Source organism: Variovorax paradoxus (assembly GCF_030815855.1).
In the GTDB taxonomy this organism is placed as follows: Bacteria; Pseudomonadota; Gammaproteobacteria; order Burkholderiales; family Burkholderiaceae_C; genus Variovorax; species Variovorax paradoxus_M.
Genome location: NZ_JAUSXG010000001.1, coordinates 5,473,032 through 5,496,859 on the forward strand (window position 1 = coordinate 5,473,032; position 23,828 = coordinate 5,496,859).

A 23,828-nucleotide genomic window follows, 5' to 3' on the forward strand; every position below is an offset into this window, starting at 1 on the left:
GGGGCCATGGGAGGGATGTCAGGTGGACTGCGGTGTCAGCAGGCGCACCCTGACGCTCTTGCCTTTCACGCGGCCGTTGTCGAGCTTGCGTGCGGCTTCTTCGGCAATGCTGCGGTCCACCGCAACATAGGTCGAGTACTCGTTGACGTTGATCTTGCCGACCTGCTCCTTGGCATAGCCGCAGTCGCCGGTCAGCGCGCCCAGCACGTCGCCGGCGCGGATTTTTTCCTTGCGGCCGCCGACGATCTGCAGCGTGGCCATGGGCGGTGTGAGCGGCGCGCCCTGGGCGGGCGTGAGCTCGGCCAGGTCGTGCCATTCGGACTCACGGCCCTGCAACTGCTCGATCTTGCCGACGCTGCCCATCTCGTTCATGCTGGCCAGGTTCAGCGCCAGGCCTTCGGCGTCGCCTTGCTGGCCCACGCGGCCGGTGCGGCCGATGCGGTGGATGTGAATCTCGGAGTCGGGCGTCACGTCGACGTTGATCACGGCTTCGAGCTGCGCAATGTCCAGCCCCCGCGCGGCCACGTCGGTGGCGACCAGCACCGAGCAGCTGCGGTTGGCGAACTGCACCAGTACCTGGTCGCGCTCGCGCTGCTCGAGCTCTCCGAACAGCGCCAGCGCGCTGAAGCCCTGGGCCTGCAGCACCTCGACGAGGTCACGGCACTGCTGCTTGGTGTTGCAGAAAGCCAGCGTGCTCACGGGGCGGAAATGGTCGAGCAAGAGGCTCACGGCATGCAGTCGTTCGCTGTCCTTCACCTGGTACCAGCGCTGGCGGATCTTGCTGCCTTCATGCTGTGCCTGCACGGTGATCTGCTGCGGGCTCTTCATGAACTGCTGCGCCAGCTTGGGGATGCCTTCAGGGTAGGTGGCCGAGAACAGCAGCGTCTGGCGTTCCTTCGGGCACTGGCGGGCCACCTTCGCGATGTCGTCGAAGAAGCCCATGTCGAGCATGCGGTCGGCCTCGTCGAGCACCAGCGTGTTGAGCGCCTCGAGGTTCAGGTTCTCGCGCTCCAGATGGTCCATGATGCGGCCCGGCGTACCCACCACGATGTGCGCGCCGTGCTCCAGGCTCGCAATCTGCCCGCGCAGCGCAACGCCGCCGCAAAGCGTGACCACCTTGATGTTTTCTTCGGCACGCGCCAGGCGGCGGATTTCGGTCGTGACCTGGTCGGCCAGTTCGCGCGTCGGGCACAGCACCATCGCCTGGATGGCGAAGCGGCGCGGGTTGAGGTTGGCGAGCAGCGCGAGCGCAAAGGCGGCGGTCTTGCCGCTGCCGGTCTTGGCCTGGGCGATCAGGTCCTTGCCGAGCAACGCCGGCGGCAGGCTGGCCGCCTGGATCGGCGTCATCTGCGTGTAGCCGAGCTGGGTGAGGTTGGCCAGCATCTGGGGCGAGAGCGCCAGCGTGGCAAAGCCGTTGTCGGCCTGTGCCTGTGCTTGGACGGGGTGGCCGCCGGCTGTGGGATTGGGTGTGGTCATCGTTCAGCAGCCGTGAGGGCCGACAGACCGGGATGCGCAACAAAAACAAAAGCCTTGCCGGCGCCCTTTGTGAGGCGCCGCAAGGCTTTTCGTCAGTCGCGGATCAGCGGCGGGGTGAGTTGTTGCCGCCGGAGGTCGGCGGCGGGCCGCGACGCTCCAGGTGACGGAAGGTGATACGGCCCTTGGTCAGGTCGTAAGGCGAGAGTTCGAGCGACACCTTGTCACCCGCCAGGATGCGGATGTGGTGCTTGCGCATCTTGCCGCCGCTGTAGGCGATCAGCTGATGGCCGTTGTCGAGCGTCACGCGATAGCGCGAGTCGGGCAGGACTTCGGTCACTGCGCCGTTCATTTCGATCAGTTCTTCCTTGGGCATGTGTGATTACCTCTGAATCTCGTTCGATGTGTGTTGGATATGAAGATGGGCGTAATTGTTTCAGCCTGCGCACGAAAGCGCGAGCGGGGCAACACCGAGGGGGCTGCTGCGCTCGCGCACCCAGCAAAGGCCCTGGTCGATGGCGTAGCGCGCTGCGGCGGCGTGGCTGGCAAAACGCGGCGTGAAACGCATCACGCGGTCGTGCATGCCGCTGCCCTGGCCGGAGCGGATCGAGACGGAAGCGGCATAGTTGCCGTCATCCTGGTGGCGAATGAGCGGAGAAACAAGATACTTGCCCACCGCGATACTGTGTTGAATGATGTCCATGAAGCCTTGGCACCCTGCGCGAAAAGGTGTGCGCAGAATGCTGAAAAATAATTGAAAACGGGCGTGGGCCGGCCGGAACGGCGCGGCGGACGCGCTATTCGCTTCAACAAGAACGAAGGCAGTGGTGGCAATCATGGGCGCCCGGTCTGGCGCTCCAACACACTGTGTAGCCGGCTTGAAAGAAAGAGGCCTGAAACATCCAAGGGACGGTGCAGGTCAGCCGGCGGAGTGACGAAGGGCTTCGTCGTGGTATCGAAACGAACCCGACATTATAGCGCGCGGGGCATGACAGTTGCTTATCTTAAAAACAACGCCCAGGTGAATCGGCCGGAAGCGGCCATCGTGTTGGGCTTGATGCTACTGAAAACATAGCTGCCCGGGTGGGCTGCTGCGGCTGATGCCGCCGCAGGGCGCCCCTTTTCAGCGAATGCCGAGCATCCGCTTGTTGGCAGCCACGTCCACGCCGCCGGCCGCGAAGTCGTCGAAAGCCCGCTCGGCCACGCGGATGATGTGCTCGGCAATGAAGGCCGCGCCCTCGCGGGCGCCGTCTTCGGGGTGCTTGATGCAGCATTCCCATTCGAGCACCGCCCAGCCCGGAAAGTCGTACTGCGCCATCTTCGAAAAGATGGCGCTGAAATCGACCTGCCCGTCGCCCAGCGAGCGGAAGCGCCCCGCGCGGTTGATCCAGCTCTGGAAGCCGCCGTACACGCCCTGCTTGCCAGTCGGGTTGAACTCGGCGTCCTTCACGTGAAAGATCTTGATGCGCTCGTGATAGTGGTCGATGTAGGCGAGGTAGTCGAGCTGCTGCAACATGAAGTGGCTCGGGTCGTACAGCAGGCAGGCGCGCGGATGGTTGTTCACGCGCTCGAGGAACATCTCGTAGCTCACCCCGTCGTGCAGGTCTTCGCCCGGGTGAATTTCATAGCCCACGTCCACGCCTGCCGCGTCGAAGGCATCGAGGATCGGCCGCCACCGACGCGCGAGCTCATCGAAGGCCTCCTCGATAAGCCCCGGCGGGCGCGGCGGCCACGAGTAGAGGTACGGCCAGGCCAGCGCACCCGAGAAGGTGGCATGCGCCGTGAGCCCGAGGTTGGCCGAGGCCTTGGCCGCGAAGTGCAGTTGCTCCACGGCCCACTGCTGGCGCCGCACCGGGTCGCCGCGCACCTCGGGCGCCGCGAAGCCGTCGAAGCCCGCGTCATAGGCCGGGTGCACCGCGACCAGCTGGCCCTGCAGGTGGGTCGACAGCTCGGTGATCTCGATGCCGTGCGCAGCGAGCGTGCCCTTCACCTCTTCGCAATAGGTCTTGCTCTCGGCGGCTTTCTTCAAATCGAACAGGCGGGCGTCCCAGCTCGGAATCTGTACGCCCTTGTAGCCCAGGCCCGCGGCCCAGCCGGCGCTGGCATCGAGCGAGTTGAAGGGGGCCTCGTCCCCGGCGAACTGGGCCAGAAAAATGGCCGGACCCTTGATCGTTTTCATGGCTTGTCTTCCTTATGTGTCGTGGCGGCGTTGAAAGCATACTTGGCGTGTCGTCCGACCCCGTGCGAGAGGCCAAAACGCCACAATGGACTTTCCTTTCCGCACAGCACGTCCTGCTCGTCCCGCGATGCCGCAACCTGTTTCCGCCCGGCTGAAGATCGGTTTGTCTGCCTGCTTTTCCCATGCAGATCCGGCGCGTTCGCTGTTCACCAACAAGACGCTGCAGTACGTCGAGCAATCCATCGCGCACTGGCTCATGTCGGCCGGCGCCATGGTGGTGATGGTGCCCTGCCCCACGGGCGAAACCGCGCGCGGCGACACCAAGCTCTCGCACTACGCCGAGTGGCTCGATGGCGTGGTGATGCACGGCGGCGCCGACGTCTGGCCCGGCAGCTATGGCGAGGTGCCGCTCCAGGATGCGTGGGTGGGCGACCGCATTCGCGACCTGTACGACCTGGCGCTGGTCGAAGCTTTCGAACAGGCCGGCAAGCCGATCTTCGGGGTGTGCCGCGGGCTGCAGCTGATCAACGTCGCCTTCGGCGGCACGCTGTACCAGGACATCGAGGCGCAGCACCATCACCCCGAAGCCATTCGGCACCGCGACCCCGTGACTTACGACCAGAATTTTCACGAGATCGAAATCGTGGATGGCACGCGCATGTCGAAGCTTTACCCCGAGGTGAGGACGGCGCGAGTCAACAGCATTCACCACCAGGGCGTGAAAGACCTCGCCCCCGGTTTCGAGATCGAGGCCTGGAGCCTGCCCGATCGCGTGCCCGAGGCCATCAGGCGCCGCCCCGACAGGGGCCGCAGCTACATCGCCGCGACGCAGTGGCACCCCGAGTTCCACAAATACGGCAGTACTGAAACGGTCGACGACACGCCCATCCTGCACGACTTTCTGTGGGCCTGCGCCACCGCGAAGGTTGCGCCCCGCACCATGCCCGACGCGGGGGGCGGTCGAATCCGCGACCGTGCGGCGCGGGTGCTGCGCCAGGCGCTGCTGCGGCGCTGACTTGGCCGGACGGCCGCTGGCTAGCGCCGCTCGGAACGGTTGGTGCTGCCGCTGACGCCGGCATCGATCGTGCCGAACACCGTGACGCCGCTGCCGGATGACGAAGCGGCGCGGTCGCTGTTGCTTGCCGACCCGGTGCCGGCGCAGCCCGCCGCCAAGGCGCCGATTGCGATGGCGAAAACAGCTGCAATGAATGGCTTCACGGAAAACTCCAGGCAAGGGTGAGACTTGCGGCCACTATAGGCCGGAGCTTTTCCGGCCCCGCGGCAACACACCTGCCGTCGGCAGGGTTGTTGATCGGCGCGGTTCGGTGGCCAGCACCATCTGGTCCGGCTTCGCGCCGAAGCTTTCATCGCGCCGTCATGGCGCCGAGAGGTGCTTGCCCACGATGCCCGCGAGTTCGAACATCGTCACCTGGTCCTTGCCGAACACGGGCTTGAGCTTGGCGTCGGCATTGATTGCGCGCTTGTTGGTCGCATCCTGCAGGCCATTGGCCTTGATGTAGTCCCAGAGCTTCTTGATGACCTCGGTGCGCGCCACCGGTTCGGCGCCGATCACCGCGGCCAGCGAGTCGCTGGGCTTCAGGCCTGCGCCGGGTTTGCGCGGCGCAGCGGCTTTCTTCGCGGCCGGCACCTTCTTGGCGGCGGGCGTCTTCTTCGCCGCCACCTTCTTGGCTGCCGCCGTCTTGCCCGCCGGCGCGGCCTTGCCGAAGGTCTTGCGCGGCGGGAACTTGCTGCCGCCTTCGCGCGGCGCGAATTCGAAGGTCACCTTGCCCTCCTCGGCGTTCCAGGTCAGGAAGGCCTTGAAGGCGCGGCGCGTGCGCATGCTCACGAACTTGTCGAGCAGGTCGGTCTTGCCGGTGGCGAGCAGCTTTTCCATCTGCGCGCGCTCCACCGGCTGCTGCAGGATGATCTTGCCGGTCTTGAAAGTGCAGCTTGGCGTCGGTTGCGCAGTGGTGGGCACCGACTTCTCGCAGACGTAGTTGCTGCCGTGCTCGAACACGGGAGCGCCGCAGATGGGGCATGGGCCCACCGTGTCCTGCTCGCTGAAGTCGACGATCTCGCCGGTGTCGCCGTTCTTGTCGTCGCCGAAGTCGAACTCCAGCTTCCAGTTCTTCGATTCTTCCTCGTCGTATTTGAGGATGATCTCGGCGGTGAAGGGCCAGCCCGCCTTGGAGCGGAAGCCTTCCAGCGGGCCGATGTGCTTGTCCCGCAGCAGCGCCTCGGCCTCGGCCACCTCGAAGGTGCGCCCGGCCGGTGACTTGCCGAACGAGAAGCCGCAGGCGTCTTCGCCCGTGCCGCTCTTGCCGACGCAGCCGTAGCGGCGGTAGTTCTCTTTCACCACGCCGCCGCAGTTGGGGCAGGGCGTGGAAAGCGTGGCGTAGTCGCCCGGCACGGTGTCGCGGTCGTACTCCTTCGCCTTCTTGACGATGTGCTCCGTCATCTTGGCGATTTCGCGCATGAAGGCGTCGCGGCTCAGCGCGCCCTTTTCCATCTGCGCAAGCTTGTATTCCCACTCGCCCGTGAGCTCGGCCTTTGAGAGTTCTTCCACGCCGAGGCCGCGCAACAGCGTCATGAGCTGGAAGGCCTTGGCCGTCGGAATGAGCTCGCGGCCTTCACGCAGCATGTATTTCTCGGTGATCAGGCCTTCGATGGTGGCTGCGCGCGTGGCTGGCGTGCCGAGGCCCTTTTCCTGCATGGCTTCCCGCAGCTCGTCGTCGTCGATGGTCTTGCCGGCGCCTTCCATGGCGCCCAGCAGCGTGGCTTCCGAGTAGCGTGCCGGCGGCCGGGTCTTCAGCGCCTTCAAGTCGGCCGAATCAGTCTTCACCGTTTCGCCCGGCTTCACCACCACCAGGTTCTTGCCGTCCTTCTCATCGTCGTCGTTGATGGCTTCCTTGCCCCAGATGGCGAGCCAGCCCGGCTTGACCAGCACCTTGCCGTCGCTGCGGAAGGGGTACTTCTTGCCGCCGGCTTCCACCGTGCTGATGCGGGTGGTCACCTGGAACTCGGCGCTCGGGAAGAACACCGACATGAAGCGGCGCACCACGAAGTCGTAGAGCTTCTGTTCGGCGTCGGAAAGGCCGCTCGGCGCCTGCAGCGTGGGGATGATGGCGAAGTGGTCCGACACCTTGGCGTTGTCGAAGATGCGCTTGTTGGGCTTCACATAGCTGCCGTCGACCGCCTGCTGCGCAAACGGCGCGAGATGCTTCATGCTGCTGGTGGCGAGCATCTTCATCGTGTCCTTCACCACCGGCAGATAGTCCTCGGGCAGCGCGCGCGAGTCGGTCCGCGGGTAGGTCAGCGCCTTGTGGCGTTCGTACAGGCTCTGCGCCAGGGCCAGCGTGGTCTTGGCCGAGAAGCCGAAGCGGCCGTTGGCCTCGCGCTGCAGCGAGGTCAGGTCGAACAGCATCGGCGAAGCCTGGGTGGTGGGCTTGCTTTCTTCCGTGACCGTGGCGGGCTTGCCGCGCGCGGCGTCGGCAATTTCGCGGGCTTCGCGCTCGCTCCACACGCGGTCGGCGCGAATCTCCGCGTCGGCCGTGCCGTCGGGGCCGGGCGGCGGCTTCTTGAAGTTGGCGTCGAACCACTTGCCGGGGTACTGGCCGGCCTCGGCCTGGAACACGCCGTGGATTTCCCAGTAGTCGCGGCTCACGAACTTGCGGATTTTTTCCTCGCGCTCGACCACCACCGACAGCGTGGGCGTCTGCACGCGGCCCACGGTCGTCAGGAAGAAGCCGCCGTCGCGCGAATTGAAAGCCGTCATCGCGCGCGTGCCGTTGATGCCCACCAGCCAGTCGGCCTCGGAGCGCGAGCGCGCCGCGTCGGCCAGGCCCTGCATCTGCTTTTCGGTGCGCAGCGCGTCGAAGCCATCGCGAATGGCTTGCGGCGTCATCGACTGCAGCCACAGGCGCTTCACCGGCTTGTTCAGGCCGGTCTTGCCGCCCGCGTACTGCTCGATGAGGCGAAAGATCAGCTCACCCTCGCGGCCCGCGTCGCAGGCGTTGATGAGTTGCGTCACGTCCTTGCGCTTGGCCTGCTTGACCACGGCGTTCAGGCGCGTCTTTGTCTTGTCGACCGGCTTCAGGTCGAAGTGGGGCGGAATCACCGGCAGGTTCGCGAAGCTCCATTTGCCCCGCTTGACGTCGAACTCCTCGGGCGCCTGGATTTCGACCAGGTGACCGACAGCGCTGGTCACGACATAGCTTTCGTTCTCGAAATGCTCGTCATGTTTGTCGAACTTGCCGGCCACCGGCGTGAGGGCGCGGACGATGTCCTGTGCCACCGACGGCTTTTCTGCAATTACCAAAGTCTTTGTCATCTAAGGGCTCTCTATACTCTGCGGCTTCCCGCGTGCGCACGCGCACACGCGCATGTGTGCATATTCAACCTAACAGACTTCGGCGATGCCTTCCAAATCCCCACAATTCGCCGGCCGCCGCATTCAGATGCGGCGTTCGGATGTCCACGGCAACGGCGTGTTCGCCGTGGACGACTTGGCCGAAGGCGAGACGCTGATCGAATACAAGGGCGAAGTCATCAGCTGGAAAGAGGCGCTGCGCCGCCATCCGCACGACCCGGCCCAGCCGAACCATACCTTCTACTTCCACATCGACGACGGCCGCGTGATCGACGGCAACGTGAACGGCAACGCCGCGCGCTGGATCAACCATTCGTGCGAGCCGAACTGCGAGGCCGACGAGGTCGACGGGCGCGTTTATATCAAGGCGCTGCGCAACATCGCTGCAGGAGAAGAGCTCAACTACGACTACGGCCTGATCATCGACGAGCCCTACACGCCGAAGCTGCTGGCCGAGTTTCCGTGCTGGTGCGGCTCCGAGAATTGCCGCGGCACGCTGCTGACGCCCAAGGACGAAGACGAAGAAAAGAAAAAGAAGAAAAAGGCCAAGAAGAAGGCCGAAAAGAAAAAAGCCGAGAAAAAAGAAGCCAAGAAGGCGGACAAGAAAGCCGAAAAGAAGGCCGAAAAAAAGAAATCGGAAAAAAAGAAGTCCAGGAAGGACGAGGCCGACAAGGGCTGAGCATGAGCGCCACGGCCGACTGGTTCGAAGACCGGATCGCCGCGGCGGTGGCGCCGCTGCTGCCCGGGTTTGCGGTCGAGGCCGTGGCCGAGATCGATTCGACCAACACCGAACTCATGCGCCGCGCCCGCGCCGGCCGTGCCGAGCCCGTGCTCCTTGTGGCCGAGCGCCAGACCGCCGGGCGCGGCCGCCTCGGCCGGCCGTGGCAAAGCGCGCAGCAGGGCGAGCAAGAAAACGCCGCCTCGCTCACCTTCTCGCTGGGCCTGCCGCTCGCGCCGCGCGACTGGTCGGGTCTCTCGCTGGCCGTCGGCGTCAGCGTGGCGGAAAGCCTCGACCCGTCAGGCGAGGCGAAGGTCGCGCTCAAGTGGCCCAACGACCTGTGGGTGAACGACCGCAAGCTGGCCGGCATCCTGATCGAAACCGCCATGCCGCATGCGGGCCGCGCCGATGCGACGGCGCCGCCGCGCTACCTGGTGATCGGCATCGGCATCAACCTCGGTCCGCGCGAGGCCGATGGCTTGCGCACGCCCCCCGCCTGGCTGCGCCAATGGCGCCCTGACGCCACCGCGCCCGAAGTGCTTGCCGAGCTTGCCGCGCCGCTGGTGCGCAGCGTGCAGGTTTTCGAGGCACAGGGCTTCGCGCCCTTTGCCGAGCGTTTTGCCGCGCGCGACGCACTGCGCGGGCGCGAGGTCCAGCTCAGCGACGGCAGCTTCGGCCAGTGCGAAGGCGTGGCCTGGGGCGGCGAACTGCAGGTGCGCACGGCCGGCGGCTTGCAGATGATTTCGAGCGACGAGGTCAGCGTGCGCCCGCGCGGCATGGCTTTTTGAGATTCACCATGAAGTTGCACCTTGTACTGATCGTTCTCGTTCTGGCCAATGCAGGCTATTGGCTGTGGTCTCGCGGCGACCTGGCCGGCTTCGGATTGATGCCGGCCGGCATCACCGAGCGCGAGCCTCAGCGCCTCTCGCGCCAGGTTCATCCCGAGTGGCTGCAGATCCGCAAGGATGGCAAGAGCGGCACCGGCGCGCCTTGACTGCGCCTTGATCGCGCCGCGGCTCACGGCGCCGCTTCGCCCTCGAAGCGCACCGTGAAGCGCGCGCCCGGCGGCTGCCGGCCTGGGTGCGCATCTTCGAGCTTCACCTGCGCATGGTGCTGGTTGGCAATCTCCCGCACGATCGGCAAACCCAGCCCCGACCCATCGGCCTCGTTGCCGAGCACGCGGTAGAAGGGTTCGAACACCAACTCGCGATCCGATTCCGCAATGCCCGGGCCGTTGTCTTCCACCTGCAGAAGCACCACCTGGCCGAACGGGTCGGCCAGCACGCGCGCGGTGATCACGCCCGGCCGCTCGGGGCTGGACGGCGTGTAGTTGATGGCGTTGTCGACCAGGTTGCGCACCAGTTCCTTCAGCAAGGTCGCGTTGCCTTCGAGCACCACGCCGGGCGCGCCCGCCTCGGCGCCGTCGTAGCCGAGGTCGATGCGCTTCTCGATCGCCCGTGGCACCGCTTCGCGCACCACCTCGATGGTGAGCCGCGCCAGGTCGCAGGGCTGACGGCCGGTGCCGGCACCGGTGCTTTCGGCGCGCGCGAGCGAGAGCAGCTGGTTCACCGTGTGGGTGGCGCGCACGCTGGCGCGGCCGATCTGCTTGAGCGACTGCTTGAGCTCGTCGGCATTGGCGCCTTCGCGCTGCGCCAGGTCGGCCTGCATGCGCAGGCCCGCGAGCGGCGTCTTGAGCTGGTGCGCCGCATCGGCGAGAAAACGCTTTTGCGTGTGGATCGAATCGTTGAGCTTGTCGAGCAGTTCGTTGACCGAGGAGACCAGCGGCACCACCTCGAGCGGCACCGACGATTCGTCGAGCGGGCTCAGGTCGCCGGGGCGGCGCTCGCGGATGCGCGCTTCCACCACCGACAGCGGCTTGATGCCGCGCACCAGCGCCAGCCAGATCAGCAGCACCGCGAGCGGCAGGATCGCGAATTGCGGCAGCAGCACGCCCTTGATGATTTCGATGGCCAGCACCGACTGTTTTTCGCGCGTCTCGGCCACCTGCAGCAGCGCCGGGGCCGTGTCGTCGCCGCCGTCGTCCAGCCAGAGCGAGGCCACGCGCACCGGCTTGCCGCGCATCTCGCCATTGCGAAGCAGGACCACGCCCATGACCGGGGGCTCGTCGGTGTTGGGATGCGGCACGTCGGCCTCGCCGCTCAGGAGCTTGCCGTGGCCGTCGAGCACCTGGTAATAGACGCGGTCAGCGTCATCGGCGCGCAAGATCTCGCGCGCGGGCTGCGGCAGCACGAACTCCGTCCGGCCCTGTTGCACGGTGACCAGCCGCGCCAGCGTCTGCACGTTGTATTCGAGCGCGCGGTCGAAGGGCGCGTTGGCAATGCCCTGTGCCACCAGCCACGTGACGCCGATGCTCACCGGCACCAGCAGCAGCAGCGGCGTGAGCATCCAGTCGAGGATTTCCCCGAACAACGAGCGCTGCGCGCGCTGGAACAGTTTCAAGGCTTACGGCCTCCCGAGCCGCCGGGCGAACCCTGCCGTCATTGCTGGATTTTTTCGAGGCAGTAGCCGAGGCCGCGAACCGTCGCGATGCGCACCGGCCCCTTCTCGATCTTCTTGCGCAGCCGGTGGATGTACACCTCGATCGCGTTCAGGCTCACTTCCTCGCCCCATTCGCACAGCCGCTCCACCAACTGGTCCTTGCTGACGAGGCGGCCGGCGCGCTGCAGCAGCACCTCGAGCAGGCCGAGTTCGCGCGCCGAGAGCTCGACCATCTTGCCGTCGATGGTGGCCACCCGGCCGGCCTGGTCGTACACCAGCGGGCCGTGCCGGATGGTGTTGCTGGTGGCGCCCATGCCGCGCCGCGTGAGCGCCCGCACGCGGGCTTCGAGCTCCTGCAGGCTGAAGGGCTTGGCCATGTAGTCGTCGGCGCCGTGGTCCAGGCCCTTGACGCGTTCTTCCACGCTGTCGGCCGCGGTGAGCACGAGCACCGGCAGCTGCGAGCCGCGCGCACGCAGGCGCTTGAGGATCTCGATGCCGTGCAGGTTGGGCAGCCCGAGATCGAGAATCAGCAGGTCGAACTCGCTGTGCGTCATGAGCGCGGTGTCGGCCTGCGATCCGTTCGCCACGTGGTCGACCGCCGCGCCCGAGGTGCGCAGGCTGCGCAGCAGGGCATCGGCCAGCACCTGGTCGTCTTCGGCAATCAGAATCCGCATGAGCCACCTCCGGCCGGTTCAGGCGCGCGCCGGCGCCATTCACAGTTGTCTCTCCCAGCCGAGTCTAGCCCGCTGTGTACGCTTCCAGACCGATGGTTACCACGGTGGCGACGTCGTTGCCGACACTGGCGCGGAACTCGCGCTCGGCCTGCGTGACCGCGCCGCGAAAGGCGTCGAGCCACGCCAGCCCGTCGGCGGTGAAAAGCACGCGCCGCGCTCGTGCGTCGAGCGGATCGGGGCCGCGCGTGACCAGTCCCCAGGCTTCGCATTGGTCCACCAGCGCGCCCATGGCCTGCTTGGTCATGCCGGCGCGCTCGGCCAGCTCGGTCAGGCGCGAACCCTCGCGCGCCAGGTGCCGCGTGATGTGGATGTGCGCGGCGCTCACCTGGGCGCGGGCGGCCAGGTTCGACAGCGCCAGCGGCACGTCGATGTCGTGCGCCATGAGTTCGAGCACGCGCTCGTCGAAGCGGCGCATCGCGTGCCCCAGCAAACGGCCCAGGTGGGTTTGCCGCCAAGCGTCGGGATCGGTCGGAAAAGCAGTTTCGGCCATCGGCTAAATAGTAAAGCAAACTGACCAAAAAATGGGTTTACTCAAACCAATGAGCCTCTACACTACTGTTCAAGCATCCAGCCTGTGGTTAAAAGCAGATGGATGGCAGTCACAGACAAACCGTTGATTTTCAAGGAGATTTCCACATGGACGCAGTCGTCAAGGGCGCAAGCATCTCGGTCGCCAACAGTGAAAAGGCCAAGGCCCTGCAGGCCGCACTGGCCCAGATCGAAAAGCAGTTCGGCAAGGGCACGATCATGCGGCTCGGCGAGGGCGAGGCGCTCGAAGACATCCAGGTGGTCTCCACCGGCTCGCTGGGCCTGGACATCGCGCTGGGCGTCGGCGGCCTGCCGCGCGGCCGCGTCATCGAAATCTACGGCCCTGAATCGTCGGGCAAGACCACGCTCACCCTGCAGGTCATCGCCGCCATGCAGAAGCAGGCCGGCACCTGCGCTTTCGTCGACGCCGAGCATGCGCTCGACGTGCAGTACGCCCAGAAGCTCGGCGTGAACCTGTCGGACCTGCTGATCAGCCAGCCCGACACCGGCGAGCAGGCACTTGAAATCGTCGATTCGCTGGTGCGCTCGGGCGCCGTCGACCTGATCGTCATCGACTCGGTCGCCGCGCTCACGCCCAAGGCCGAAATCGAAGGCGAAATGGGCGACTCGCTGCCCGGCCTGCAGGCCCGCCTGATGAGCCAGGCGTTGCGCAAGCTCACCGCCACCATCAAGAAGACCAACTGCATGGTCATCTTCATCAACCAGATCCGCATGAAGATCGGCGTGATGTTCGGCTCGCCCGAAACCACCACCGGCGGCAACGCGCTGAAGTTCTACGCCTCGGTGCGCCTGGACATCCGCCGCATCGGCACCATCAAGAAGGGCGACGAAGCCATCGGCAACGAAACCAAGGTCAAGGTGGTGAAGAACAAGGTCAGCCCTCCGTTCAAGACGGCCGAATTCGACATCCTGTTCGGCGAAGGCATCAGCCGCGAAGGCGAAGTCATCGACATGGGTGTGACCGCCAAGATCCTCGACAAGTCGGGTGCCTGGTACGCCTACAACGGCGAAAAAATCGGCCAGGGCCGCGACAACGCCCGCGAGTTCCTGCGCGAGAACCCCGAGCTGTCGCGCGAAATCGAGAACAAGGTGCGCGAATCGCTGGGCATTCCGCTGCTGGCAGCCGATGCCGGTGCCACGCCCGAAAAGGCCGAGAAGCCTGCGAAGGCGGCCAAGGCAGAGAAGGCCGACAAGGGCGAGTAAAGGCTAGCAAGCAAGACAGCGTCGCCTCCCACGAGGCCGCGCGAGAAACCAGGCATGGCTTTCGGTGCCCCCTCCCTCAAAGGCCGCGCATTGCGGCTCCTGAGCCAGCGCGAGCATTCGCGCGCGGAGTTGGAGCGCAAGCTGGCCAGGCACGAGGAAGAACCTGGCACGCTGGCCCGCGCGCTCGACGAACTGGCCGCCAAGGACTTCATCAGCGAGCCGCGCGTGGTGGCTTCTGTGCTGAACCAGCGCGCTGCCCGCTCGGGCGCCTTGCGGGTGCGGCAGGAACTGCAGGCCAAGGGCATTGCGCCCGAAGCCATCGCGGAAGCCGTCGCCAGCCTGCAGGACACCGAAGTGGCACGCGCCACGGCCCTGTGGCGCCGCCGCTTCGACGCGGCGCCCGCCGATGCGAAGGAGAGGGCGAAGCAGATGCGATTCCTGATGGCGCGCGGCTTTTCGGGCGCTGTCGTGGCCAAGGTCCTCAGGAGCGACTTCGATGACGATGATCAAGCAGCAGACGAATGAAAGTCCCGGCGCGCAGTCCCGCGTCGTCACGCAGCGCGTGGCTTGCGAATGGCGCCGCGCCTACAAGCTCGCCGCCGACCCCGCGCGGCTGCCCGATTGGGCCAGCGGCCTGGCCAAAAGCGCGCTGGTGCCGCATGGCGACCACTGGACCGCGACCACGCCCGAGAGCGGCAACGTCCGCATGCGCTTTGCACCGCCCAACGAGTTCGGCGTGCTCGACCACTGGGTCGCGCCCGAAGGCGTGCCCGAGGTCTACCTGCCGTTTCGCGTGATCGGCGTGGCGCCGGACGCGTGCGAGCTGCAGTTCACCCTGCTGCGCCAGCCGCACATGGACGATGCGGCTTTCGAGCGCGACGCGCAGTGGATCGCGCGCGACCTGCAGGCGCTGCAGCGCTTGCTCGAAGAAGGCTGAGCCGGCAATTTCAGCCCGCTTCGGGAACGTCGTCGAGCGGCGTCGTCTCGCCCTTGTGCGCAGCGATGTCGCGCACGTTCTTCTGCACGGCCACGGCGCCGAACAGGCTCAGCAGGAAGGCCATGGCGTAGAAGCCCTTTTCGCTGGCGGCCAGCGTGGCGTTGAAGAGACCGACGGCGAGCAGGGCCACCGACAGCAACAGCGAGACCCAGCACAGGCCGTAGTAGATGCCGGTCACCGTCATGCCCTCGATCCGGTCGCGCACGGTCTTCTGCAGTGACACCGCGGAGAACAGGCCGTACATGAGGATGGTGAAGTAGTAGCCCTTCTCGTTGAGCTGCATCGAGGCGTTCCACAGCCCGACCAGGTAGACGATGGCGCCGATGATCAGCGCGGCCCAGGATGCGGCGACGAACGCGCCGGTCGGTTTTTGGAACTTGACTGCCATGGCGATCCTCCTCGTTGTGGTGTGGCGCGATTATGGTGTCGGATGCCGATGGCATGATCGGCGCCGACCGCCCTCGCACGAGGCGGCTTCCAAAAACAACCGGAGGAGTTCTTTTCATGCCGTCAGAACCTGTCAGCCAGCCGTCCCTGGTCCGCACCGGCGCCAAGGCCGGGTTCGCCTTTGCCGGCTCGGCCATCAAGGGCGGGCTGCTCGGCCTCGTGCTTGGCGGCGGCGTCTTCTTCTTCTACCTGGGCCAGCTGCACGGACCGGGCAACACGGCGGCGCGGGCCGGTGGTGCCGGCGCGTTCCTGGCGCTGATCACGTCGCCGCCGCTGCTGGTCGCGATGCTGCTGCTCCTGTTCGTTGCCGTCTACGCGATGCTGGGCGTGCGGCAAGGCCGCGCCAAGGCGATGCAGCATCTGGTCGCCGCGCGCGGCGAAGCCGTGTCGCAGCGGCTGGCCGGTGCCGTTGCAGGCCGCATCGAGGCGATGCCGCGCACCCACGGCACGCTGCAGCGCGCGGCCGACTGGCTGTCGGTGGACGCGCTGAGCAAGCAGCTCGCGCCCGTGCTGGGTGAGGGCAAGGCGGTTCGATCGGTGGTGGCCTTCGTGCTGAACCGGCTGCCGCTCAGCGAGATGCTGGCCGAGTGGCAGCAAGGCCGCGCCGAGCATGGCGAGCCGGTGGCGGGGGAGGGTGCGGCCCAAGACCCGGCGCTGCGCGCCCTGCTCACGCGCCGCATCAACGAAACGCTGCAGGAAATGTCGACGCCTTCGCGCAAGCCGCTCTATATCGCGCTGGGCGTGCACGCAGCCCTGCTGGGCGTGGGGCTCTGGCTCGTCAGCTGAAAAAAGGAAGAGATGCGCGGCGCTCGCTCAGAGCGCCAGCATCAGCTTCAGGTTCTGCACCGCGGCGCCGCTGGCGCCCTTGCCCAGGTTGTCGAGGCGCGCAATCACCACGGCATGGCGGTGGTCTTCGTTCGGGAACACGCGGATCTCGAGCTGGTTGGTGTCGTTGAGCGCCAGCGCGTCGAGCTTGCCGTCGCTGGTGGGCGGCAGCACTTTCACGAACTGTTCGGGCGTGTTGCTCCTGGCGTAGTGCGCGGCGATGGCGTCGTGCAGGTCGCCGGCCTTCGGCTGGCCGGGCAGCAGGTCGAGGTGCAGCGGCAGTTGCACGAGCATGCCCTGCTTGAAGTTGCCTACCGAGGGAATGAAGACCGGCCGGCGGGTCAGGCCGGTGTACTTCATGATTTCGGGAATGTGCTTGTGCTTGAGGCCGAGTGCGTAGGTCTCGAACAGCGGCGCCGCGCCCTTTTCGTAGTCTTCGATCATGGCCCGTCCGCCGCCCGAATAGCCGCTCACCGAGGGCAGCGAAATCGGGAAATCGGCGGGCAGCAGCCCTGCATCGACCAGCGGACGCACGATGGCGATGGCGCCGGTGGCATAGCAGCCCGGGTTGCCGACGCGGTCGGCCGCGGCCACGGCCTGCCAGTGGCCTTCCGCCAGTTCAGGGAAGCCGAACACCCAGCCGGGCGCCACGCGGTGCGCGGTGGAGGCGTCGATGATCTTGGGCTTCTTGCCGGGCAGCTGGTCGATCAGCGCGACCGACTCGCGCGCCGCGTCGTCGTGCAGGCACAGCACCACCAGGTCGACGCCGGCCATCAGCTCGCGCTTGGCGTTCGCGTCTTTTCGCAGCTCGGGCGCGATGCTCACGAGTTCGATCTGCGGCATCGTCTGGAGCCGCTCGCGAATTTGCAAACCGGTGGTGCCGGCTTCGCCGTCGATGAAAACCTTGGCCATATCGGAGTATCCGTGGGGTCGCTAGAAGAAAGTACGTATTGACCGCAAGGTCACGTCGAGTATTGGTGCGCCGCACCATGATACAGTCCGCGGTTGTTCGCCGCCCCCAGCCGTCAGGCTGCCGTCGCCCGCGAGCAACAGAGCCAAAGACGCCTCAGACCCCAGATCTCCCGTTCTCAACTTCCTCCTTCCGAGAGACAACCCTCATGAAGATTCACGAGTACCAAGGCAAGGAAATTCTTGCCAAGTTCGGCGTGCCGGTGCCGCGCGGCATTCCGGCCTATACGGTTCAGGAGGCGGTCGAGGCCGCCCAGAAACTTGGAGGCCCGGTCTGGGTCGTCAAGGCCCAGATTCACGCGGGTGGCCGCGGCAAGGGCGGGGGCGTCAAGGTCGCCAAGTCCATCGAAGACGTCAAGAAGCTCGCCGGCGAAATCCTCGGCATGCAGCTCAAGACCCACCAGACCGGCCCCGAAGGCCAGAAGGTGCGCCGCCTCTACATCGAAGATGGCGCCGACATCAACAAGGAATACTACATTTCGGCGGTGACCGACCGCGCCACGCAGAAGATCGCGTTCATCGCATCGAGCGAAGGCGGCATGGACATCGAGGAAGTGGCCCACTCCACGCCCGAGAAGATCATCACGGTGTTCGCCGACCCGAAAGAAGGCCTGACCGACGCGCAAGCCAAGGAAATCGCCGACGGCATCGGCATGCCGGCCGATTCGACCGCGCAAACGGTCGACATCCTCAAGAAGCTCTACACCTGCTACATGGAGACGGACGCCTCGCTGGTCGAGATCAACCCGCTCAACCGTGACAGCAAGGGCAAGGTCATGGCGCTGGACGCCAAGTTCAACTTCGACAGCAACGCGCTGTTCCGCCACCCCGAAATCGTGGCCCTGCGGGACCTCGACGAAGAAGACGCGGCCGAAGTCGAAGCCTCGAAGTTCGACCTCGCCTACATCTCGCTCGACGGCAACATCGGCTGCCTCGTGAACGGTGCCGGCCTGGCCATGGCCACCATGGACACCATCAAGCTGTTCGGCGGCGAGCCGGCCAACTTCCTGGACGTGGGCGGCGGCGCCACCCCCGAGAAGGTCACCGAAGCCTTCAAGATCATGCTGAAGAACAAGAACGTGGAAGCGATCCTGGTCAACATCTTCGGCGGCATCATGAAGTGCGACACCATTGCCACCGGCGTGATCGCAGCCTGCAAGGCTGTGAACCTGCAAGTGCCGCTGGTCGTGCGCATGAAGGGCACCAACGAAGTCGAAGGCAAGAAGCTGCTGGCCGAGTCGGGCCTGCCGATCATCAGCGCCGACACCATGGCGGACGCGGCCCAGAAGGTCGTTGCAGCGGTCAAGAAGGCCTAAGGAACAAGTCATGTCGATCTACATCAACAAAGACACCAAAGTCATCACGCAAGGCATTACCGGCAAGACCGGTCAGTTTCACACGGAAAAGTGCCAGGAATACGCGAACGGCAAGAACGCCTTCGTGGCAGGCGTGAACCCGAAGAAGGCCGGCGAGTCGATCTTCAACATCCCCATCTTCGGCTCGGTGAAGGAAGCCGCTTCGCAGACCGGCGCCACCGTGTCGGTGATCTACGTGCCGCCGGCAGGCGCTGCGGCCGCCATCTGGGAAGCCGTCGAGGCCGACCTGGACCTGGCGATCTGCATCACCGAAGGCATTCCGGTTCGCGACATGCTCGAAGTGCGCAACCGCATGAAGGCCAAGGAAGCGGCCGGCGGCAAGAAGACCTTGCTGCTGGGCCCCAACTGCCCGGGTCTCATCACGCCCGACGAAATCAAGATCGGCATCATGCCCGGCCACATCCACCGCAAGGGCCGCATCGGCGTGGTTTCGCGCTCGGGCACGCTCACGTATGAAGCCGTGGCACAGCTCACCGAAATCGGCCTCGGCCAGTCGTCGGCAGTCGGCATCGGCGGCGACCCGATCAACGGCCTGAAGCACATCGATGTGATGAAGGCTTTCAACGACGATCCGGACACCGACGCGGTCATCATGATCGGCGAAATCGGCGGCCCCGACGAAGCCGACGCGGCCCGCTGGTGCAAGGAACACATGAAGAAGCCGGTGGTCGGTTTCATCGCCGGTGTCACCGCCCCTCCCGGCAAGCGCATGGGCCACGCCGGTGCGCTGATCTCGGGCGGTGCCGACACGGCCGATGCCAAGCTCGCCATCATGGAAGAGTGCGGCTTCACCGTGACGCGCAACTTCTCGGAACTGGCCAAGCTGCTCAAGGCACAGCTCTAAGCCGCAGCAGGTATCCTCTCCTGCGCACCACGTAAAAAGAAAAAAGCGCCCGCAAACCCTGCGGGCGCTTTTTTCACTACAACACAGTGGAACAGAGACATGGAACTCCTTCAAAGCACCGATTTCTGGATCGGCCTGGTCAAGATTGTCTGGATCAACATCATTCTTTCGGGTGACAACGCCGTGGTGATTGCCATGGCGGCCCGTTCGCTGCCGCCCGCGCAGCAGCAAAAGGCCGTGCTGTTCGGCTCGGGCGCAGCCGTGGTGCTGCGCATCGTGCTGACCATCGTCGCGGCCAAGCTGCTGGCGCTGCCCTATCTGCAGATCGTCGGCGGCCTGCTGCTGCTGTGGATCGGCCTGCAGCTGCTGAGCGAGGAAGATGAAGGCGACGGCGAAAGCAAGGAATACGGCAGCATGATCGCGGCCGTGCGCACCATCCTGCTGGCGGACCTGGTCATGAGCCTGGACAACGTGATTGCCGTGGCGGCCGCCGCGCAGGGCAGCATGGTGCTGCTGGTGCTCGGCCTGGCCATCAGCATTCCGCTGGTGATTTTCGGCAGCACGCTCATGATCAAGCTGATGGAACGTTTTCCGATCATCGTCATGCTGGGCGCCGCACTCATCGGCTGGGTCGGCGGCGAAACGATCGTGAGCGACGTGTCGCTGCACGGCGTTCTTGCGGCCAACCCCTGGCTGCACTATGCGGCCGCGGCCGCCGGTGCGCTGTTCGTCGTGGCCGCGGGCCGCTTGCTGCAACGGCGCGCGCGCGCCGCTGCGGGGCACTGACATCACCGCGCGTCCACTTCTGTAAAACATGGCGAGTGTCGGCGCGTCCCTCTTTTCCAACCGGCCTCCGCTGTCCTGGGAGTTCGCCGCGCTGACCGATGTCGGCCGCGCGCGTGCCCACAACGAGGACGACCTTCATGTGGACCCGGCGCTCGGCCTCGCCGTGCTGGCCGACGGCATGGGGGGCTACAAGGGTGGCGAGGTGGCCAGCGCCATGGCCGTGTCGCTGGTGCACACCAGCTTCGGCCGCTGGTATGCGCAGGCCGGGCCGCAGGCGCCGGCGCGCGTGATCCGGCGCGCCCTGCAGGCCGCCACCGACGAGGCGAATTCGGCCATTCTCGAAGCCGGCATTGCCAACGACGAGCTGCAGGGCATGGGCACGACCCTGGTGCTGGCGGCCTTCAGGCCCCAGCGTGTGCTGGTCGGCCACATCGGCGATTCGCGCTGCTACCGGCTTCGCAACAACAAGCTCGAGCAGCTCACGCGCGACCATTCACTGCGCCAGCAGCAACTCGACGCGGGCGCAATCACCGCCGAGGAGGCCCTGCATTCGCCCCACCGCAACCTGGTGACGCGGGCGGTCGGCGTGGAGGCCCAGGTCTTGCTGGAGATGCATGAACACACCGCAAGGCCGGATGATCTCTACCTGCTTTGCTCCGACGGGCTCAGTGAAATGATCTCGGATGCGCAGCTTTTCACGCTTTTGAATCACGATGTCGGACTTCAGCAGAAAGCATCACTTTTGGTTGCAATTGCAAACGACAATGGCGGCCGGGATAACATTTCGGTTGTTCTGGCAAAAGCGCACGTCGGTGACGCGCCTGGTGCCGCCTAGCTCCAAGCCCGGACGACCGCTTGTCGTTCGTCCGCTTGCCATCAATCAATTTCTGCACCTGGAGAGTCGGCAATGCCGAAAATGATCATTTCGATCGATGGCGTTGTCATCGGGCAAGTGGCGCTCGCCAAAGACCGGACCACGCTGGGGCGGCGCGCCTACAACGACATCGTCATCGACAATCTGGCGGTCAGCGGCGAGCATGCCGTGCTGCACATGCGCGGCGGCGAAGTCGAACTTGAAGATCTCAACAGCACCAACGGCACCTACGTCAATGCGCTCGTCGTCCAGAAGCAGGTGCTCAAGGACAACGACGTCATCGAGCTCGGCGGTTGCCGCATTCACTTCCGCGCCCGCAGCAACGTGGAACTCGACACGGGTTCGGCGCGCAACGGATCGGGCGACTTTCCTTCTTCCATTCCGCTCTCGTCCGCGCCCACCGAAGCCGGCGCGCTGGTCGAACTCGGGGTGCCGATGCTGCGCGTTCTCTCGGACACCCACGGCGGGCAAGACGTGCCACTGCAGAAGGTCGTCACCACCATCGGCAAGCCCGGCGTGGCCGTGGCGGTTGTCACGCGCCGCCGGCAAGGCTACGTGGCGGCCAGCGTCATGGGCGAGGTCACGCTCAATGGCGCCCCGCTCGGCGCCGACGCCGTCGGGCTGCAGGAAAGCGACGTGCTGGAACTCGGCGGCGCCACGCGCATGCAGTTCGTTCGGGTCTGAGCTCGACGCCCGCGCGGGGCTGACGCCATGAATGCGCTCAGGCGGCACTGGCCGCGGATCGTCATCACGCTGCTGCCGGTTTTGCTGGCGCTGGCGCATGCCACCGGCGCCTGGCGCCTGGGTGCCCTCGACCGGCTTGACCACCTGATCTACGACACCCGCCTGCGCGCCACCATGCCGGGCACGCTCGACCCCCGCATCGTGATCGTGGACGTCGACGACGCCAGCCTCGCCAGACAAGGGCAGTGGCCCTGGGCGCGCGACAAGCTCGCCCGGCTGACCGAGGAACTCACCGGGCGCCAGCAGGTGGCGGTGCTGGGCTTCGACGTGATGTTCGTCGAGCCGGACCGAAGCTCGGGCCTCGACAAGCTTCGCCAGATTGCGCGCGGACCGCTGCGCGACATGCCGGGCCTGGCCGGGGAAATCGAACGGCTCGCGCCCACGCTCGACAACGACGCCACCTTTGCCAAGGCGATGGAAGGCCAGCGCGTGGCGCTCGGCTACTACTTCACGCGAACCGAAAAGGGCGGCGCCAAGGGGCAGTTGCCGGCGGCGCCGTTGTTGACGCCCGAAGCCTTTCCGCCAGGGCACCGGTATGCCACGGAGTGGAACGGTTTCGGCGCCAACCTCCCGGTGCTGGCCGCCGCCGCGCCCGCTTCGGGGTTTCTCAACACGCTGGTCGGGTCCGGCGACGACGGCGTGATCCGCACCGTGCCGCTCATCGCCCGCTATGAAGGCGACCGGGGCCGGCCCGGCTACTACGAATCGCTGGGGCTCGCCGTCTACAGACTCGCCAACGGCGCGCCGCCCGTGTTGCCGGCCTTTGCCCCCGGTGGCGGCGCGCCCCGGCTGCAGTCGCTGATCGTGGGCGGCCTGCGCCTGCCGGTCGACGAGACCGCCAGCATGCAGGTGCCGTTTCGCGGCCCTGGCGGCGCGGACGGCGGCTCGTTCCGCTATGTGCCGGCCGGCGACGTGCTCGAAGGCCGGCTCGCGCCGGGCGAGCTGAAGGACCGCATCGTGCTCGTGGGCGCCACCGCGCCGGGCCTGCAAGACCTGCGCGCCACGCCCGTCGGCGCCGCGTTTCCCGGCGTCGAAGTGCATGCCAACGTCGTCTCGGCCATGCTCGACCACCGCCTGCTCGCGGTGCCCGACTACGCGCCTGGCTACGAAGTGCTGAACGTGCTGGCCGCCGGGCTCGTGCTGGCGCTCGGCCTCACGCTGCTGCCAGCGCCGCGCGCCGTGGTGCTGGGCATCGTCACCGTCGCGGTGCTGGTCGGCGTGAACGCCTGGCTCTACAAGAACCACAGCCTCGTGCTGCCGATGGCGTCGGTGCTGGCCATGGTGACGCTCGCCTTCGTCTTCAACATGGGCTGGGGCTACTTCATCGAGTCGCGCGTGCGGCGCGGCTTGGTGCGGCTTTTCGGCACCTACGTGCCGCCGCAGCTGGTCGACGAAATGCTCGTGACCCCCGGCCGCTACAGCATGCGCGCCGAGAGCAAGAACATGACCGTGATGTTCTGCGACATGCGCGAGTTCACCCGGCTTTCCGAGCAGATGACGCCGGCCGAACTGCAGAGCTTTCTGAACACCCTGTTCAGCCGGCTCACCGACGTGATCAGCGCCCACCGCGGCACCGTCGACAAATACATGGGCGACTGCGTCATGGCCTTCTGGGGCGCGCCCATCGACACCCCCGACCACGCCACGCTTGCCGTGCGCGCCGCGCTCGAAATGGCCGAGGCCGTGCGCGACGTCAACAAGGCCCACGGCACCGACGGGCGCCCCCAGATCAGCGTCGGCATCGGCATCAACAGCGGCGTCATGAGCGTGGGCGACATGGGCTCCGCCGCGCGGCGCAGCTACACCGTGGTCGGCGACGCGGTCAACCTCGCGTCCCGCCTCGAGGGCCTGAGCGCGCACTACGGCGTCGAAATCGTCGCAAGCGGCGCCACGCGCGACCTTGCGCCCGGCTTCCTCTGGCAGGAGCTGGACAGCGTGCTCGTCAAGGGCAAGGCGCAGGCCGTGGCCGTGTTCACCCCGTGGGCCGCCGACACCGGCGCCCAGACCGCCGCCGCACAGCAGCAACGCGCGCAATTGCAGCGCTGGGCCGAGGTGCTTGCCGCCTACCGCCGCCAGGACTGGGCCGCCGGCCGGAACCTGCTGGACCCGCTGCTTGCCGCGGATGCCAAAAAAGTCCTTTACCAGCTCTACGCCCAGCGATTAGCCTCCATGGCATTGCGGCCCCAAGACCCCGAATGGGACGGCGCAACCCGGTTCGAAACCAAATGACGACAGACACAGG

Annotated in this window: 25 protein-coding genes; 14 read left to right on the forward strand and 11 right to left on the reverse strand. The window is 66.2% G+C overall.

Annotated features, from left to right (window positions below):
- Nucleotides 1-18: 18 nt before the first annotated feature.
- The 4 genes from dbpA to QFZ42_RS26005 all read right to left on the reverse strand — a co-directional run bounded on the left by dbpA (nucleotide 19) and on the right by QFZ42_RS26005 (nucleotide 3,652).
- Nucleotides 19-1,476, reverse strand: a complete 1,458-nt coding sequence (gene dbpA / locus QFZ42_RS25990) for an ATP-dependent RNA helicase DbpA (RefSeq protein WP_307703740.1) — start codon at nucleotides 1,474-1,476, stop codon at nucleotides 19-21.
- A 103-nt stretch (nucleotides 1,477-1,579) separates the two neighbouring features.
- Complete coding sequence (gene infA, locus QFZ42_RS25995; RefSeq protein ID WP_013544282.1) at nucleotides 1,580-1,849, reverse strand: translation initiation factor IF-1; 270 nt, start codon at nucleotides 1,847-1,849, stop codon at nucleotides 1,580-1,582.
- 60 nt (nucleotides 1,850-1,909) lie between these two features.
- On the reverse strand, nucleotides 1,910-2,176 hold the full coding sequence (locus QFZ42_RS26000; RefSeq protein WP_307704305.1) for a hypothetical protein: 267 nt from the start codon (nucleotides 2,174-2,176) through the stop codon (nucleotides 1,910-1,912).
- 420 nt (nucleotides 2,177-2,596) lie between these two features.
- Nucleotides 2,597-3,652, reverse strand: a complete 1,056-nt coding sequence (locus QFZ42_RS26005; RefSeq protein WP_307703741.1) for a sugar phosphate isomerase/epimerase family protein — start codon at nucleotides 3,650-3,652, stop codon at nucleotides 2,597-2,599.
- A gap of 127 nt (nucleotides 3,653-3,779) precedes the next feature.
- Between QFZ42_RS26005 and QFZ42_RS26010 the strand changes: the two genes are divergently transcribed.
- Nucleotides 3,780-4,667 carry a gamma-glutamyl-gamma-aminobutyrate hydrolase family protein gene (locus QFZ42_RS26010; RefSeq protein ID WP_307703742.1) on the forward strand — a complete coding sequence of 296 codons (888 nt, stop codon included), beginning with the start codon at nucleotides 3,780-3,782 and terminating at the stop codon, nucleotides 4,665-4,667.
- A 20-nt stretch (nucleotides 4,668-4,687) separates the two neighbouring features.
- On the opposite strand, the gene QFZ42_RS26015 is transcribed toward QFZ42_RS26010, so the two are convergent.
- Entirely contained in the window at nucleotides 4,688-4,870 is a 183-nt protein-coding gene (locus QFZ42_RS26015) for a hypothetical protein (RefSeq protein WP_307703743.1), read from the reverse strand.
- A 157-nt stretch (nucleotides 4,871-5,027) separates the two neighbouring features.
- Nucleotides 5,028-7,982, reverse strand: coding sequence for a DNA topoisomerase III (locus QFZ42_RS26020; RefSeq protein WP_307703744.1), 2,955 nt, complete (start codon nucleotides 7,980-7,982; stop codon nucleotides 5,028-5,030).
- A gap of 85 nt (nucleotides 7,983-8,067) precedes the next feature.
- Here QFZ42_RS26020 and QFZ42_RS26025 point away from each other — a divergent pair, with 85 nt between their 5' ends.
- From QFZ42_RS26025 to QFZ42_RS26035, 3 genes are read left to right on the forward strand one after another with little or no spacing between them, the layout of a single operon-like run.
- Nucleotides 8,068-8,700, forward strand: coding sequence for an SET domain-containing protein (locus tag QFZ42_RS26025; RefSeq protein WP_307703745.1), 633 nt, complete (start codon nucleotides 8,068-8,070; stop codon nucleotides 8,698-8,700).
- Between the two features lie 2 nt (nucleotides 8,701-8,702).
- Entirely contained in the window at nucleotides 8,703-9,527 is an 825-nt protein-coding gene (locus tag QFZ42_RS26030) for a biotin--[acetyl-CoA-carboxylase] ligase (RefSeq protein WP_307703746.1), read from the forward strand.
- Between the two features lie 8 nt (nucleotides 9,528-9,535).
- Nucleotides 9,536-9,733 carry a sporulation protein gene (locus tag QFZ42_RS26035; protein ID WP_307703747.1) on the forward strand — a complete coding sequence of 66 codons (198 nt, stop codon included), beginning with the start codon at nucleotides 9,536-9,538 and terminating at the stop codon, nucleotides 9,731-9,733.
- Nucleotides 9,734-9,756: 23 nt separating this feature from the next.
- Here QFZ42_RS26035 and QFZ42_RS26040 read toward each other — a convergent pair whose 3' ends face one another.
- The 3 genes from QFZ42_RS26040 to QFZ42_RS26050 form a co-directional block, all read right to left on the reverse strand.
- A complete protein-coding gene (locus QFZ42_RS26040) occupies nucleotides 9,757-11,199 on the reverse strand; it encodes a sensor histidine kinase (protein WP_307703748.1) in 1,443 nt (480 codons plus the stop codon).
- 38 nt (nucleotides 11,200-11,237) lie between these two features.
- Nucleotides 11,238-11,912: a response regulator gene (locus QFZ42_RS26045; protein WP_157616436.1), complete on the reverse strand. Its 675-nt coding sequence runs from the start codon at nucleotides 11,910-11,912 to the stop codon at nucleotides 11,238-11,240.
- A 64-nt stretch (nucleotides 11,913-11,976) separates the two neighbouring features.
- Nucleotides 11,977-12,462 carry a MarR family winged helix-turn-helix transcriptional regulator gene (locus QFZ42_RS26050; protein WP_307703749.1) on the reverse strand — a complete coding sequence of 162 codons (486 nt, stop codon included), beginning with the start codon at nucleotides 12,460-12,462 and terminating at the stop codon, nucleotides 11,977-11,979.
- Between the two features lie 146 nt (nucleotides 12,463-12,608).
- On the opposite strand from QFZ42_RS26050, the gene recA reads away from it, so the two are divergent.
- From recA to QFZ42_RS26065, 3 genes are read left to right on the forward strand one after another with little or no spacing between them, the layout of a single operon-like run.
- Complete coding sequence (gene recA / locus QFZ42_RS26055; protein ID WP_307703750.1) at nucleotides 12,609-13,724, forward strand: recombinase RecA; 1,116 nt, start codon at nucleotides 12,609-12,611, stop codon at nucleotides 13,722-13,724.
- Nucleotides 13,725-13,778: 54 nt separating this feature from the next.
- Nucleotides 13,779-14,249, forward strand: coding sequence for a recombination regulator RecX (recX, locus tag QFZ42_RS26060; protein WP_307703751.1), 471 nt, complete (start codon nucleotides 13,779-13,781; stop codon nucleotides 14,247-14,249).
- Nucleotides 14,221-14,661, forward strand: a complete 441-nt coding sequence (locus QFZ42_RS26065) for an SRPBCC family protein (protein WP_307703752.1) — start codon at nucleotides 14,221-14,223, stop codon at nucleotides 14,659-14,661. Before recX ends, QFZ42_RS26065 begins: the two co-directional genes overlap by 29 nt.
- A 10-nt stretch (nucleotides 14,662-14,671) precedes the next feature.
- On the opposite strand, the gene yiaA is transcribed toward QFZ42_RS26065, so the two are convergent.
- Nucleotides 14,672-15,109, reverse strand: coding sequence for an inner membrane protein YiaA (gene yiaA / locus QFZ42_RS26070; protein WP_307703753.1), 438 nt, complete (start codon nucleotides 15,107-15,109; stop codon nucleotides 14,672-14,674).
- Between the two features lie 116 nt (nucleotides 15,110-15,225).
- On the opposite strand from yiaA, the gene QFZ42_RS26075 reads away from it, so the two are divergent.
- Entirely contained in the window at nucleotides 15,226-15,954 is a 729-nt protein-coding gene (locus QFZ42_RS26075) for a hypothetical protein (RefSeq protein WP_307703754.1), read from the forward strand.
- Nucleotides 15,955-15,981: 27 nt separating this feature from the next.
- Here QFZ42_RS26075 and argC read toward each other — a convergent pair whose 3' ends face one another.
- Nucleotides 15,982-16,905 (reverse strand): N-acetyl-gamma-glutamyl-phosphate reductase, encoded by a 924-nt coding sequence (gene argC / locus QFZ42_RS26080; RefSeq protein WP_307703755.1) that lies wholly within the window; start codon nucleotides 16,903-16,905, stop codon nucleotides 15,982-15,984.
- 206 nt (nucleotides 16,906-17,111) lie between these two features.
- Between argC and sucC the strand changes: the two genes are divergently transcribed.
- The 6 genes from sucC (at nucleotide 17,112) to QFZ42_RS26110 (ending at nucleotide 23,815) form a co-directional block, all read left to right on the forward strand.
- The gene (gene sucC, locus QFZ42_RS26085; RefSeq protein WP_307703756.1) at nucleotides 17,112-18,278 is read left to right on the forward strand and encodes an ADP-forming succinate--CoA ligase subunit beta; all 1,167 of its coding nucleotides are present in this window, start codon (nucleotides 17,112-17,114) and stop codon (nucleotides 18,276-18,278) included.
- A 10-nt stretch (nucleotides 18,279-18,288) separates the two neighbouring features.
- Complete coding sequence (gene sucD / locus QFZ42_RS26090) at nucleotides 18,289-19,182, forward strand: succinate--CoA ligase subunit alpha (RefSeq protein WP_307703757.1); 894 nt, start codon at nucleotides 18,289-18,291, stop codon at nucleotides 19,180-19,182.
- Between the two features lie 99 nt (nucleotides 19,183-19,281).
- The gene (locus QFZ42_RS26095) at nucleotides 19,282-19,968 is read left to right on the forward strand and encodes a TerC family protein (protein WP_307703758.1); all 687 of its coding nucleotides are present in this window, start codon (nucleotides 19,282-19,284) and stop codon (nucleotides 19,966-19,968) included.
- A gap of 28 nt (nucleotides 19,969-19,996) precedes the next feature.
- Nucleotides 19,997-20,803: a Stp1/IreP family PP2C-type Ser/Thr phosphatase gene (locus tag QFZ42_RS26100; RefSeq protein WP_307703759.1), complete on the forward strand. Its 807-nt coding sequence runs from the start codon at nucleotides 19,997-19,999 to the stop codon at nucleotides 20,801-20,803.
- Between the two features lie 72 nt (nucleotides 20,804-20,875).
- Nucleotides 20,876-21,526: an FHA domain-containing protein gene (locus QFZ42_RS26105; protein WP_307703760.1), complete on the forward strand. Its 651-nt coding sequence runs from the start codon at nucleotides 20,876-20,878 to the stop codon at nucleotides 21,524-21,526.
- A 27-nt stretch (nucleotides 21,527-21,553) separates the two neighbouring features.
- A complete protein-coding gene (locus QFZ42_RS26110; protein ID WP_307703761.1) occupies nucleotides 21,554-23,815 on the forward strand; it encodes a CHASE2 domain-containing protein in 2,262 nt (753 codons plus the stop codon).
- Nucleotides 23,816-23,828: the final 13 nt, after the last annotated feature.